Origin of the sequence: Enterococcus sp. DIV1279b (assembly GCF_050531515.1) — a bacterium.
Taxonomy (GTDB): domain Bacteria; phylum Bacillota; class Bacilli; order Lactobacillales; family Enterococcaceae; genus Enterococcus_D; species Enterococcus_D casseliflavus.
The window spans coordinates 337835-351862 of the sequence record NZ_CP172891.1 but is presented as its reverse complement, the minus strand read 5'-3'; the positions used below and the strand labels follow the sequence as shown (position 1 = coordinate 351862).

At 44.5% G+C, this 14028-nt stretch carries 15 protein-coding genes; 5 read left to right on the top strand and 10 right to left on the bottom strand.

Annotated elements, in window-relative coordinates:
• Window positions 1-73 precede the first annotated feature (73 nt).
• Both IGI71_RS01690 and IGI71_RS01685 read left to right on the top strand, forming a co-directional pair.
• Window positions 74-928 (top strand): helix-turn-helix domain-containing protein, encoded by an 855-nt coding sequence (locus IGI71_RS01690; protein ID WP_010748635.1) that lies wholly within the window; start codon window positions 74-76, stop codon window positions 926-928.
• Between the two features lie 105 nt (window positions 929-1033).
• Complete coding sequence (locus tag IGI71_RS01685) at window positions 1034-1573, top strand: biotin transporter BioY (protein WP_005227150.1); 540 nt, start codon at window positions 1034-1036, stop codon at window positions 1571-1573.
• 91 nt (window positions 1574-1664) lie between these two features.
• Here the strand turns inward: IGI71_RS01685 and IGI71_RS01680 are convergent, their stop codons facing one another.
• The 6 genes from IGI71_RS01680 to IGI71_RS01655 form a co-directional block, all read right to left on the bottom strand.
• Complete coding sequence (locus IGI71_RS01680) at window positions 1665-2231, bottom strand: nucleotidyltransferase family protein (protein ID WP_010748634.1); 567 nt, start codon at window positions 2229-2231, stop codon at window positions 1665-1667.
• A 30-nt stretch (window positions 2232-2261) separates the two neighbouring features.
• Entirely contained in the window at window positions 2262-3011 is a 750-nt protein-coding gene (locus IGI71_RS01675) for a 3-oxoacyl-ACP reductase (protein WP_010748633.1), read from the bottom strand.
• Complete coding sequence (locus tag IGI71_RS01670) at window positions 3008-3229, bottom strand: DUF2829 domain-containing protein (RefSeq protein ID WP_005227147.1); 222 nt, start codon at window positions 3227-3229, stop codon at window positions 3008-3010. The genes IGI71_RS01675 and IGI71_RS01670 overlap by 4 nt, the downstream gene beginning before the upstream one ends.
• Before the next feature lie 85 nt (window positions 3230-3314).
• Window positions 3315-4208 carry a metallophosphoesterase gene (locus IGI71_RS01665; RefSeq protein WP_010748632.1) on the bottom strand — a complete coding sequence of 298 codons (894 nt, stop codon included), beginning with the start codon at window positions 4206-4208 and terminating at the stop codon, window positions 3315-3317.
• Between the two features lies 1 nt (window position 4209).
• Window positions 4210-4587 (bottom strand): iron-sulfur cluster biosynthesis family protein, encoded by a 378-nt coding sequence (locus IGI71_RS01660; RefSeq protein ID WP_005227145.1) that lies wholly within the window; start codon window positions 4585-4587, stop codon window positions 4210-4212.
• A gap of 15 nt (window positions 4588-4602) precedes the next feature.
• Window positions 4603-5172, bottom strand: a complete 570-nt coding sequence (locus IGI71_RS01655) for a GNAT family N-acetyltransferase (RefSeq protein ID WP_010748631.1) — start codon at window positions 5170-5172, stop codon at window positions 4603-4605.
• A gap of 107 nt (window positions 5173-5279) precedes the next feature.
• On the opposite strand from IGI71_RS01655, the gene IGI71_RS01650 reads away from it, so the two are divergent.
• Window positions 5280-5732, top strand: a complete 453-nt coding sequence (locus IGI71_RS01650) for a YueI family protein (RefSeq protein ID WP_010748630.1) — start codon at window positions 5280-5282, stop codon at window positions 5730-5732.
• Window positions 5733-5746: 14 nt separating this feature from the next.
• Window positions 5747-6166, top strand: coding sequence for a hypothetical protein (locus IGI71_RS01645; protein ID WP_010748629.1), 420 nt, complete (start codon window positions 5747-5749; stop codon window positions 6164-6166).
• 220 nt (window positions 6167-6386) lie between these two features.
• On the opposite strand, the gene IGI71_RS01640 is transcribed toward IGI71_RS01645, so the two are convergent.
• Both IGI71_RS01640 and gshAB read right to left on the bottom strand, forming a co-directional pair.
• Window positions 6387-7847 (bottom strand): LysM peptidoglycan-binding domain-containing protein, encoded by a 1461-nt coding sequence (locus tag IGI71_RS01640; protein WP_010748628.1) that lies wholly within the window; start codon window positions 7845-7847, stop codon window positions 6387-6389.
• Window positions 7848-8750: 903 nt separating this feature from the next.
• On the bottom strand, window positions 8751-11015 hold the full coding sequence (gene gshAB / locus IGI71_RS01635) for a bifunctional glutamate--cysteine ligase GshA/glutathione synthetase GshB (RefSeq protein ID WP_430616150.1): 2265 nt from the start codon (window positions 11013-11015) through the stop codon (window positions 8751-8753).
• A gap of 246 nt (window positions 11016-11261) precedes the next feature.
• Here gshAB and IGI71_RS01630 point away from each other — a divergent pair, with 246 nt between their 5' ends.
• Window positions 11262-11630, top strand: a complete 369-nt coding sequence (locus IGI71_RS01630; protein WP_005227140.1) for a BlaI/MecI/CopY family transcriptional regulator — start codon at window positions 11262-11264, stop codon at window positions 11628-11630.
• A gap of 281 nt (window positions 11631-11911) precedes the next feature.
• Here IGI71_RS01630 and ftsY read toward each other — a convergent pair whose 3' ends face one another.
• Together ftsY and IGI71_RS01620 are read right to left on the bottom strand one after the other, a co-directional pair.
• Complete coding sequence (gene ftsY / locus IGI71_RS01625) at window positions 11912-13204, bottom strand: signal recognition particle-docking protein FtsY (RefSeq protein ID WP_010748626.1); 1293 nt, start codon at window positions 13202-13204, stop codon at window positions 11912-11914.
• A 1-nt stretch (window position 13205) separates the two neighbouring features.
• Complete coding sequence (locus tag IGI71_RS01620) at window positions 13206-14024, bottom strand: Cof-type HAD-IIB family hydrolase (RefSeq protein ID WP_010748625.1); 819 nt, start codon at window positions 14022-14024, stop codon at window positions 13206-13208.
• Between the last annotated feature and the right edge of the window lie 4 nt (window positions 14025-14028).

Here is a 14028-nt window from a genome sequence, read left to right as displayed (position 1 = left end):
GCTCAATCACAGCTTGATTGCGTTTTCACCTTTTGAGAAACTATACTTAGAGCATGAAAGGGGGAATTCATTTATGAGTGAATTCAACATGAGAAAAATCGGTCAGCAGATCGCTGCCAAACGCAAAGAAAAAAATCTGACCCAAAGCAACTTGGCCGACCAGTTACTTGTCAGCTATCAGGCGGTCAGTAATTGGGAGCGGGGCAACTCACTGCCGGACATTGAAAAATTGCCGCAGCTAGCAGCGATTTTAGACCTATCCATCGATGAGCTGTTAGGGAAGCCAGCAGCTGCGGTGCAACATTATCAAGCAGGAACCGCACAGCCAGAAGAAATCGCCGAACTAGCTCCGCTGATCAAACCGCAAGAATTGTCAGCGTTGATTCAAGAAGAACCGTTTCAAGAAACTTCTTTAGATTTAGACTTATTGCCTAGGCTAGCACCTCATTTGACCAGCGCAGACTTGCAGCACCTGCTAAATGGTGCCGAGAATATCCCAGAAGAGGTACTGGAAGAACTCCTGCCTTTTTTGAAAAAGCCCCAAGTAGAAGAGCTCCTGAAAGGTAAGCACTATTCCATGGCTTTTTGGGAAGAGGCGGCGCCCTTTTTACCCCCCAACTTTTTGGCGGGAGAAATCAAAGGCTGGCTTGAAAATCCTGACTTCCGCTTTTCTGAGATTGAAGAACTGCTGCCCTTTTTACCTGCGCCTTATCTGGATGAACTCCTGCTGACTGCCCTGGAACAGCCAAACGTTGCCGCATCAGAACGCTTGGCTTATGATGAAATCGAAGAACTGCTGCCGTTTCTAACAGAAGCAACGATCTGCCGGCTCGTTCAAGCACTGCCCTTCTCAACAGATGAGCTGGAAGAGATCGCCCCTTTCCTCTCCTCAAAGAACTTGATTGTCCTTTTAAAAAAAGAACACTAAAAAAACAAGATTCTTCTTTACTTTTGGTAAACCACCGTTTATAATTTCGTTAACCAAATAATTTATTTTTAGGTTAACGAAATTATTATTAGAGAGAAGGATTCGATGAAATTATCATTACGTGAACAAATCCATGCCGCTTTATTTGCGATCATTATTGCTGGTCTTTCCCAACTGACGATTCCATTAGGTTTGATCCCATTGACAGGACAAACCTTTGCGATCGGGCTGGCGGTGACTTTCCTCGGCACGCGAACTGGAACGATGGCGATCATCATCTACTTGCTGTTAGGATTGATTGGTTTGCCCGTTTTCGCTGGTTTTTCCAGCGGTGTCGGTGTTTTGTTAGGACCAACTGGTGGCTATTTAGTCGGCTTCCTCTTTAATGGATTGCTTACTGGATTGATCGTAGAAAAAACAGCGTTTCGCTACACAGGAGCAGTGATCGGCAATATTGTCGGTGCGCTGGCAACTTTGTTGTTTGGTACATTGTGGCTGAAATGGAGCACGGGCATGGCATGGCCGGCTGCCTTTAACGGTGGCTTTGTTCTGTTTATTATCCCTGGGATCATCAAAGCCGTTGCCGCAGCTTATCTAGGTATCTTTTTAAGAAACCGCTTGGCGCAACCATTGGCTTTACGTTAATAAAAAACACTCGCGTCATATGCAGCGATTCCCATCAGTTAGCTTTCTCGTCTAACTTTTGAAAATCGCCGCATCACGCGAGTGTTCTTTTTTATTTCTTCCCCTCTTCAATCGAGAGCTGCGGCCAAATTTTCTGCCACTGCTTCATCGCTTGGCGTTGTCGATAAACCGCAAGATACTGTTCATTTTGGGCAAAATGCGGTGTTGGACGCACCCGAAAACTGCAAATATCCTGCCAGCCAAAAGGCGCCATCAATTCAAGCTTGCCTTGATTCATTCGTGCCGCTACCGCTGTACAACGCTCTGGAAACTTCGTTAAAGCATCGAAGGTACTTGTATAAGGCGGCTCCTCGGCAAAATTATGTTGGTGCATCAACGCTTGGTTTCGAACCTCCCAAGGAAATTCGGGAAACGAGCGGCGCAGTTGCGCTTCGATCGCTGCTGTTTCTTCTATGCTTACAGTCGGATCATAAAACACGACATCAATATCGGTCAGCGGCACCTCCGCTATTTTCCCACTGAGAAACCCCCATAAATAATTCCGCAGGTACCCAGCACACAGCCAGCAATCCGACAGCTGCAACGCTTCAATGATCGTAAGCAGTTGTCGACATTCACGATTTTTTGCAAACAAGTTCTGGATCGCTTGTTCCTTCATTGGCGTCCTCCTCTAATGGGTTCAGGCTAGTTATTTCAAGGTCCAACCACCGTCGATGGGCACGATCGCCCCCTGCAAGTAACTAGCTTGCGGACTGGCAAGAAAAAGGGTCAGCGCTGCAACTTCTTCTGGTTGCGCCCAACGCTTGACTGGCGTCTCTTCTGCCACCCATTGCGCCATTTTCCCGTCACCCGCAAAATCAGCCGCATTCATCGGCGTTTGAATCGCACCGGGCGCGATGCCCTTCACCGAGATCCCTTGATCTGCAACATCCAATGCCAACTGTTTGGTAAACCCGACGATCGCGTGTTTTGCGGTTGTATAGGCGATCCCGCCCCCACCTGCGACCATTCCAGCGATGGACGCCATATTGATGATCGTTCCGCCGCCATTGGCTTGCATCAGCGGCAAAATTTCTTTCGTTAAATAAAACATGCTGGAGACATTGGTTTGAAATATCTCCTCCCACTCCATTGACGTCGTCTCAGCGATCGTATGATAGCCGTCAAGCTTTCCTGCTGTATTTAACAAGACCGTGATACCGCCAAAGTGCGTCACACAAGCTTGGACCGCTGCAAGACAATTTTCTTTCACCGCTAAGTCACAACATGTGCCGAAAAAGCGGGGCTGGGCTAAAAGCGTATCAGGAAACGATTGGCAGTCAACACCAAATACTTGAGCGCCTTCTGCAAGAAACACCTCTGCTTGCGCTTTACCGATACCTGAAGCAGCCCCTGTGACAAACACAATCGTTTTGTCATCGATCCACGCTGCCGTCATTCCACGATTTTCCAATCTTCCGCAAGAATGTCGCAAACAGTCGGTGCGAAACTCGAGAATCCCTCGTCTGCTGTTTTGATCAAAAAGTAAGGGGTGACTGGGGCATTGTCGTACACTTCGCCTTCAACGAATGTCACATAAAGTTCAAAGCCGCCCCAACCTTCACGAATGATTTTTTTGCCAGCTTTTAATTCTGGTAAGATTTCTTCAAATGTCATGATTTTTCTCCTTTGTGTGTTTCTTCTAATGGTTTAAATTGCTTGGAAATTCAATCACGAAAACAAGCAGGACTCGTTTGCTGCGCTAATACGGCAGCAGCGTGATCGCTTGCGCCAATTCCTCTACAAGATGCGCCGTTTTATAGTCCTCAAATGCCTCATGATGGTTTCGCAGCAGCGTCCGAACTTTCGTTGGAGAATATGCTTCTGCTAAGTGATTTTCCAAAACGAAGCGTCGGGTCAACTGCCATTCATAATAGTAGCCGAAGGGACGGCAATAGTAGCTGGTTCCCGCAAGCTCCTTTTTCTCAAAGCGTCGATGGGTATGCCCAAAGACGACTGCCCGCACATTGGCGTACTGGTCGATCACTGCGCCAAAATCGGGCGACCCCAAAAACGCATTTAGGTGGTTCCAGCGGGCGTACTTGCCGGTCTGCCGCACAATAAACGCTTCTTGGGGCACAAAATGCGTAGAAAGAAAAATTTCTTGGTCTTGCGGCAAATGGGCCAATGTTTCCGCTAAACGCTCATTGATGGCTTGGCTGATCTCCTTATCCGATCCCTTTCGTTGAATCATGCGGTCATACCAAAACAAATTTTTCAGCCGCAAGATCTCAGCTTCACTGGTCAGATCAGAATATTGGTAGTCATACCAGCCATTGATTCCCAACAGCTGTGTTTTTTCTGATAAGCGATACGTCTGAAAATTAAGAAAGGCGGGATCATCGAAAGCCTCGATCTCTTGTTCCGTCAAGTCCACCATTTCATGATTGCCCCAGTGAAAGGTCGTTGGCACCTGTCGACTTTGAAAAAATGCGACCACGTCTAATAGCCGTTGTTTTTTATTCGCCACATCTCCTGCCAGATGCAGATGGGTCACCTGATTTTGCTGCAAATAATCAGCGATCAGCTGCAGATGGGGATCAAATAATTGGTTGATATCGACGTGCAAGTCGCTAATAACCGCCAACGTGCCCATCTCAGCGGCCCGCCGTCTGCTTTTCGATCCGTAACAATTGGACATCGTTAGCTAAGATCCCGCTATTTCCCACCAATTGCAACCGTTGATAGGTCGGTTCCACCTGCATCCGAGTCTGTTCTTCTAAATACACCTGAGCCCCTTGCTTCAACCAAATCGTGCCTAAGGGTGTCGTTAAAGGGGTGTCGTAGATCGCCAATCCTTCTTCTGGATAGCTTTGCGGCACGATGATCAGGCGAAAATGGATGTCCAAACGGCAGGTGATCTCCGTTGCAGGAAACGGACCAACGCCGTCTTCAAAATCCAAGTAGAGACGATCATCTGGCTGCACATAAGGGGTTATTTTTTCAATTGCTGCTGGCTCAATGTTCAGTTCCATGACGAGAGCCCTCCTTTACATGATAGGTTTTTTCCATTCCTCAAGGGTGATGCCACGCGTGACTTCATCGATGATTTCTTCACCCGATTTGCGGGCAGCTGGGATCGTTGCTTCCAATTTCATCCCAATTTTCTCCATGACCCGTCCAGACTTGGGATTTCGGGCATCATGTCGAGCAAAAATTCGAATCAATTCGAGTGTTTCAAAACCGAAATGCAGCAGTGCCATTGCCGCTTCTGGCATGATCCCTTGCCCCCAATAATCGCGACTCAATGTATAACCGAGCTCAGCGATCTCTTTTTCTGATTCTACCCGCAAATCGATGGTCCCGATCATTTTTCCTGAGTCTTTTTCTTCGATCGCAAATTTTCCTAAGGGTGCAGCAACAAAATACTCGGCGATGCGTAGTTTTGTTTCTTCAACCGACCCATGTCTAGCAAAGACGAAGGTCGTCGTTTCTTCATCATTTGCATAGGCAAACATGTCCGCTGCATCCGCCAAGGAAACAGGACGCAAGAGCAGCCTCGGTGTCTCCAACCGTTGATTTTCTGCTAACAATAGCAAATGTCGTTCTTTTGTTGTCATAGGATCCCTACTTTCTGTCAATACTCTCTCACGATCGCACCCCTCTTTTGCTATTTGCTGGATATGCTATAATAAGCATAAGTAAACGCTTTGAGGAGGATACTTCAATGTCAGACGAATTAGAAAAACGCCTTGATACAGGAATGTATGGGACGCCTCGTGTCAACCCAGATGAACAGCGCAAGTATTTAGGCACGTTTCGTGAACGGTGTTATCTTAGTATGACAGTAACAGAAATGAAGAAGAAGGACAACCAGAAAACGCTCTTGAACGCCTTACCAGATTATCAAGGAGCGCTCGTGCTGCTTAATGGAAAATTGCCAGAATCGATCCAGACCGATTACATCACTTTACTGACCAAACAACAGATGGAATTTCGGATCGTCTCCGATGCCCAAGATGCTGGTCCAGACAGTATCGGCTTGCTGATTGCTGGGAAAGAAGCCGTCAATGAAGACGTCATCGATATCGAAAAAAAATTCCCTGCAGCTGCCGCTCCATCGGATAAAGAGCAGGAACAACCAGAGAAAACGTCATTTTGGAAACGTCTTTTCCATTAAAAGGAGGAACTATCATGGAACAATCAACACCGCCCTACCTTTCATTAAAGAAAGAACTGCTTGATGCTTTGGATCTGCATATCGATTTGTTAAAAACGGCACCCACGATCGAATCCAGCCATCTAGATGGCGTATTGTTCATGATGCGCAGCTTGGGTTTTATGCTGGATCGCGCTCCGAAAGTACTCCTGCTGGAGGATAAGAATGAAATGAACTTTATGATGTTTCAATATTATAGCCTCCTGTCGGAACTGAAGTACAATCTGGTTTTAAACTTTCCCTACGCCTCGATTCAAGGCGTACCGTTATTAACCTTGATCCAACGTTTTCCTACCACTTATGAAAAAGAAATGAAACAATGGTGGGAAGCCCGAACGGGTCTCAAGGTGGAAGAAACAAAACAAACGATTGAAATCGCTGCTTTTGAAGGATAAGAACATCCAAAAAAGGCTCGCGATACTTCCTGCAGATAGAAAGTACTGGATATAATAGTTTGCTAGTAAAGCGAACCATAAAGCAGGACGTTAACGTATTTCTCATGATTTCTTCAAAGAAAAACCAGTCAGAGGCAGTTTCTGACTGGTTTTTATTAGTTTTAAGTTGTATTCTTCTTAATTTATTTGATACATCAAAGAATCAACTTATCTTTTTTATTTAGTAAAAATCAACTGTAAAACCAATTGGATCTCCATTTGCATTTAGCGCTGGCCGAATAACAAAGCGTGTAAACTCTAAAAACTTCCCTTCAGCCCATAAAGAATATGCACTTGCACTCGCTTCTGCACTAGTAGCTGCAAAAATGCCGCTATTGCCCAGATTGACTGGAATATTCACATCTGTTTCGCCATCGCCAGAGCCATCTTCTCCGCCATCTACATCTGTATCTCCGCCACCAGAACCATCTTCTCCACCATCGGTATCTGTGTCACCGCCACCAGAGCCGTCTTCGCCACCGTCTACATCTGTATCTCCGCCACCAGAGCCATTCTCTCCACCATCGGTATCTGTATCTCCGCCACCAGAGCCATTTTCGCCGCCATCTACATCTGTATCTCCGCCACCGGAACCGTTATCTCCGCCGTCTACATCTTTATCATCTTCGTCTTTATTAAATACACCAAATTCAATATAGATATAATCGCCTACAAAATGAACTTCATGCCCCTTAACTACTTCTGGATAATTTTCATGCTTCCAAGCAGTAGCTTCCTCGTTACTTAGGAATGGTCCGACACGTAGACGAGTATAATATGAATTCTCATAGACAACTTCAACTACAATTTCACGGTCAGTCGCGCCTCCATTATCAGGTGTCGGAATATTGAACTCAATATAGATATAGTTTCCTTCTAGATAGATTTGTAGGTCTGAAACTAATCCAACATAGTTTTCAAGCAGCCATGCCGCCACTTCATCGGTAGTTAAGAATGGTCCGACACGGAGGCGTGTAATTTCTTCATTTTCTGCAACGACTGTCACTTCAAACTCTCGATCAGCTGGTGGATTAGTGGAACCATTATCTCCACCTGAACCATTATCCGTTGCTGGTGGTGTTGGGTTTGTGGAGTCCTCTCCTGATCCATTATCTGTTGCAGGCGGCGTTGGTTTTGTTGATCCGTCTCCTGATCCGTTATCTGTTGCTGGAGGTGTCGGTTTTGTAGAGACATTTGATCCATTATTACTGTTTCCAGGATTTGTATTGCTTCCTCCCCCAATTGGTTTGGTCGGATCAATTTTGTCAGTATCTTGAATCACTGCTTGACTAATCGTATTACCCTCTGCATCCTTTAGAGAAACCACATTTCCATCAAACACTAATTTGTTGCCAGCATAAATCAAGTCAATATTGTAAATATTATTCCATTGTGCTAGACGTTCGATCGTAATATTTGTCGCTTTACTGATGGCGCTAAGTGTATCACCCCAAACAATCGTATATTCATTCCCAGTAATATCAGCTTTGATTTGTTCGGGTGTTCTGGCAACCCATACGCTTGCGGAAATAGGGGATGCTGTTTCTTCTGATGCCGAAACTTGATTTGATAATGCACCAGCCGTAAAAATTGTTGCTAGTAATGCCAACGTTTTAACAATCTTACCATTAAATTTTTTCATTCCGTACTCTCCTTTTTATAATGCTATTATATTCAACTTATTACACACCATAACCTGATTAAAATTTCAGGATGGATCTGTATAATAAATTTAGTATACTTATCTACGCAGAAGGGCTCGTGTGAATCATAGCCCGTTGAAAGACAGAAAAGAGCGGCTAAAGAAAAAGTGATTCCTCGGTTGGAAGCACTAAAACCATTGATTTAAGCCTACGAAAAAAGCCTGCACACTGAATGAAGAACCGACAAAGCACTGTCAAACATTCGCAGGGATCGGAAAAAATCATCCATATCCTTTGTGTACCTATAAGGTGCTGCCAAAGGACCGTTCCGCAAATTCTTAAAGCAATGCGCCTATGTTTAGGAGTCACTCATCGAACCACAATCAGTTTCGGCTATAAAACCTGCCTTACTTCCAAATAACTTGAACATTGAGTATCGATTCAACTCAGTTTCCGATGATGAACTTTCGTTTTTGATTCAATTGAAAACAATCTTTGCACTTCTTTTGTCACTAACAAAGTTAAGAGAATCCGTCTGCCTTTGCCGCTTTTTTGATGTTACTCATTTTGTTATATGTAAAAGCATAGTTGAAAGACAATATCTATGTTCATATCTTTTTTATACATGCTGACCTAATTTAGCGGCTCTTCAAAAAACGATAGTTATTTAATCGTGTATAAAAAAACTAAAACTTCCTCTCTTTAGATTACCAAAAATACAATTATTTTTCCAGTATTCATATTAAAATAAATATTATTTGATAAATAAAGACAAAAAACGAGGGGATTAACTATTATGCTAACTGTCAGATCAGGAATCAAACAACGATATAAAAAAAACTGCACACTTTGAAAGGAACTCTCCTTCCAAAGTGTGCAGTTCTTTGCTTTTTGTACTTCCATCAGCTCTCGAAGACTTCAGGGAACAACAGGCGTAAAACAGACATAGTTAAGCGTCGGCCTTTCCCGCTGTATGGATAAACGTGCATATGCATCGCTGGGTTGAAATTGGCTTCAATGATTCCATAAGCCCCCGGTTCATTGGCTGGCTTGGTTTTATCTGGAATAATCAGATCGATTCCGCTGATAGATGCTTGTAATGCGGCTACCGCATCGACTGCTACTTGTTTGTAATCATCGTTGAAGTCATCCGTCACATCGATAGAATCACCGCCAGTACTGATATTCGAGTTTTCTCGCAAATAAACGATCTGCCCCTCTTCGGGTACTGAATCCACTTGATACCCTTGCTCTTTTAACATCAGTTGTTCCAGTTCCCCTAATTGGATCAGCTCTAATGGGGTCCGATGATGGGTGCCGCGCAATGGATCGAGATTTTTCTCTGCGACGAGTTCCGTGATCGTGCGCTTGCCGTCACCCACGACATTGGCAGGGATACGTAGTAAAATCGCATCGACTCGCCCATCGATCACGAAGAACCGATATTCCGTCCCTGACAAAAAAGTCTCAACGAGGATCGAATCATCTTCCGCAAAGGCAATGGCGACCGCCGCTTGATAATCCGCTAAAGAGGCACCTTCTTTGAAAATCGAGATACCGATCCCATAGTTGGTGGTTTTCGGTTTTACCACAAACCCGCTGTGGGCAATCTGAGGATAAAACGTGATCGCTTCTTCTGCCGAAGCGAACTCAGCGCCACTTGGTACATGAAAGCCATTTTCGGCTAAGATTTTTTTAGTGACCGTTTTATTCGCCATGATCAATGGGACGATGTACTGATCCTTACTGGTCATATTGGCATTTTTAACATATTCGATGTGGTCTCTCACGGCTAATTTCAAGAATTGATCCGTTTCATCCAGTACCGTCACTTCGATTCCTTTTTGGATCGCATCGAACAAGAGAATCTGGGTCGACAATTCCATTGCTCGAAAGCCAGCTAATTGATACGGTTTTTCCCAAGCAGCTTGATGATACTTTTGTCCCAGCAATGTTGCTGTCTGGGCTTGACTGGTTGCTTGACTTGCTGAGAAAAGACGTCCCGCGAAGGTTCTTTCTGGTTCAACCAGCATTTCTGAAAGCTGATCCAAAAATGGTGGATGCGGCAGCTCAAGGGCTTGGGCAAAGTCCATCATTTCAGTAATCAGCGCTTGCGCTTCTTGCTGATAAGTCAAAGGTGCAAGCGGATGTTCTAATGCGACCTGATCATTTTTCTGATTGCCCTCTTCGATCCACGCATCCGCATCGCTGCCTTCTTCTTTTGTACTTAAAAACAATAAGAAGAAATGCAAGAATGCGACTTGCTCTTTGGAAATCCCATAGCGGGCAAAGGGATCGATGTCAATATTTCTTAACTCAATATAACGGATACCCGCTGAGGCTAAATCTGCGACCCGTTTTCCCCCACGTAGACGCACTGGCGCATAAAATTCTTTTTCTTCTGAAAGCTTTCCCGTCTCCACTAATTTGGCAATATCTGCAAGATAGGTCTCTAACGAAGCGTAAGATACCTTGACGTCTTCGTGATTCATGTACCCATAGCGGCTATTGCGAATACTGCGGACTGGTTCTTGCGGTCCGTTTTCTGTCGTAAAATAATTGGCTTCTGAAGCAGGAGTCGCCCCAAAGAAATACGTCAAAAACCAGCGATAGTGCAAATAATTGCGAGTTACTTTCAAATAAAGTGCCGTTTTAAACGTCTGGAAGCTTTCCTTCGTTTCAGACAAAGCATACAGCTGCTGCAAAAAGTCTTCCGCAAATTCGAAATTGAAATGAATCCCACTGACCATTTGCTTGCGGCGACCATATGTTTTAGCTAAATAGCGGCGATAGAGCACATCTTCAAATTGATCTAATTTAGCAATGACGATGTCTTCTTCTTTTTCTGGTAAAGCCGGTGGCATACTCAATGGCCAGAGCATTTCTTCTGCTGACATCGAACGATACGCCACATCATGAATCGCCCCTAAAAAACGGAACAATTCATCCACGGAATCAGCGACGGGCGTAATCAGTTCCAGTTGATTTTCGGAAAAATCCGTTTGGATATACGGATGGAAGCGCCGATTGCCTAACGTTTTAGGATGATCGGTACCTGCAAACGTCCCATCAAGCCGCACCCGCTGCGCTTCACGCTCAATCCCGTAGCGTCCTTTCAATAAATAGGGAAAAAGCTCTTTATGTGATAACAATGTTTTTATTTTCATTCGACTGCCCTCTATGTTCTTCTACTAAATTTTTTCTCAAATGCTATTTCTTTCCATCTATTATAGTGAAAACTGGTGAAAAATGCAGAAATTTGCTCCTCACTTGTAATATCTCTTACTAAAATTACCAAGAATTTATAAAATACTTGAATAAATTTGATATTTACCTTCAAAATAAAGTATACTGCTTATAGAACAGTAAATTATTATGTCCATATTACTCTTTTTTGAAAGGAAGAATAGTGAATGAAGCCACTTAATCTTACCAAACGCGAACGTCAAATCATGAATATCTTTTGGAATTCAGACAAACCTCTTTCTGCAAATGACATTGCTGTCCAACAGCAAGATCTAAGCAAGAATACCATTCAAGCAGTCGTACGTAAACTAAAAAACCACGACTTATTGAAAGTAGCGGATATCGGCTACAGCGGTACTGTTTTGACTCGGTTGTATTCTCCGAATGTGACCCAAGAAGACTTCTTAGCAGCAGAATTGTCTGATCAATCTTTATTGAATTTGATTACGAACTTTATCGAAACCAATAAAGATATCGATACATTGAACAACTTGGAAAAAATGATCACTGAGCGCCAAGGGGAACTTAAGAAATAATCTTTCCCCATCGTTCAACTCGTTGTATTCTGCCTGATACTTCCCAAAGTTTTTAGACAGCGCAGAAGAAAACGAAGCCTTCAAACTGCTTTTCCTGATTTTTGGCAAAGTCGTGCATCGCTGTACCCACATTTGCCACGCCAAGTGTTCTCAGCTTTACGTCACAAGTCAAGCTCGTGGAAAGAGACGACGACCCGTTTTCTCTTCCCTTTGATCTCACAAAAGCAACAATAAAGGAGAGCCATGTGTAGGTGTATCACCTAACACAGGGCTCTGTTTTTTTATTCTTTGATCAAGCCTTTGAATAAGCCAACGACAAATTCATTTGGATCAAATGGTTCTAAATCATTGATGCCTTCTCCGAGTCCCACTAATTTGACGGGCAGCCGCAGCTCGTTACGGATCGCCAAGACGATCCCCCCTTTAGCCGTTCCATCAAGTTTGGTTAAGACGAGACCAGAAACATCCGTCGTTTCTTTAAATTGTTTTGCTTGATTCATCGCGTTTTGACCCGTTGTTGCATCCAACACGAGCAGGACTTCATGAGGGGCCGTTGGGTCCACTCGTTGAATGATCCGTTTGATTTTTTCTAGTTCGTTCATCAAATTGACTTTGTTTTGCAAACGACCCGCGGTATCTACTAATAAAACGTCAGCATTTTCTCGTTTTGCGCGCTCCATCGCATCAAACACGACTGCTGCTGGATCGCCTCCTGCATTGCCACGAACGACTTCAACACCAGCCCGTTCACCCCAGACCACTAATTGATCGATGGCACCGGCACGGAAAGTATCCGCTGCTGCCAATAAGACTTTTTTGCCTTCGGCTTTGAATTGATGGGCTAATTTCCCGATGCTGGTGGTTTTTCCAACACCGTTCACGCCAACAAATAAAATGACGGTCAACCCCGACTGCATATTCAACTCGTTAACTTCACCGACACCCGCTTCCCCATATAGGTCAACCAATTTTTCGATGATGACATTTTGGACATCTGCCGTTTTCTTCACATTACGTAGTTTGACTTCTTGTCTCAATGCATCCGCGATCTTCATCGCCGCATCAAAGCCGACGTCTGCGCCAATCAGCGTTTCTTCCACTTCTTCGAAGAAGTCTTCGTCCACCGTACGGAAGTTGGCAAACAATTCGTTCATCCGTTGCCCAAAGGTTTTCCGTGATTTCGTCAATCCTTTGGTGTATTTATCCTGCACACTTTCCGTTTCTGGCGCTGGTTGAAGGATTGGTGTAGCCGCTGGGGTTTCCTCTGATGGTACATCCTTAGCCACTTCTTCTGGAATACTTGGTGCTTCTTCTCCTTTGTTCGCTGTCGTTGCTTCTTGCTGCAGGGACACTTCAGCAGTTTCTTGCTCTGCCTCCAAATCACTGGAGTCGGCGGTTTCTGCAGGTGCCACTGGTTCTGAAGCGCCTTGTTCAGCAGGAGTTTGTGCTGGCTGGCTTTCTTCTGAACGCTGTGCCTCTGGTGAGTCAGCATCGACTAACGGTTTGTCAATTTCTTGCTCTGCTTCTTTGGTTTCTCCAATCAGTGCTTTTTTGATTTTGTCAAAAAATCCCATCTTACGCACCTCCTTTTAAGACATATTCTTCAATCACTGCTGCCACACCGTCTTCTTGGTTTGAAACGGTGACAACGTCAGCCGCTTCTTTAATGATTGGCACGGCATTGGCCATCGCTACGCCAATCCCTGCATAGCGAATCATCGGCAAGTCATTTTCTTCATCACCGATCGCCATCACTTCTTCTTGCTTGATCCCTAAATCTTGCGCCAATAGGCTGATACCATAGGCTTTGGTGATTCCTTTAGGCATAAATTCCAACAGGTTATTCCGGCTTTTGATGATTTCATATTTCTCGCGGATCTCTGAGGAAATCTCAGGGATCTTAGGATCCAAGACTTCCTGATGGTAGGCGATCACCGCTTTATTATAGAGCATCGATTCATCCAGATCAGCTACGGCAAAAGGACGACAATCCAATAAAGGATTCAACGAGCCATAAATCGATGGATGCGCTGCTGAAGTGGGTAAACTCAAGACAACCTCTTCGGATACCACGTCTAGAGGCAAATTCAAGTCTTCCGCCACTGAAACCAATTCATGGATATCTGCCAGCTGCATCGCTGCTTTTTCAATGATCTCGCCAGTCTCATTTTTTTGAACCAAACCGCCGTTAAAGGTGATGCTATAGTCGCCGGGTTCTTTCAGCGATAATTCTTCTAAGTACGGACGGATCGCCCGTAATGGACGTCCCGTACAAATGACGATTTTTACGCCTTGTGCTTTGGCACGAGCAAGTACCTCTTTGTTGCGAGGAGTCACTTCTTTTTTGTCATTCAATAACGTTCCATCTAAATCGATCGCAATCAGTTTAATCATATCA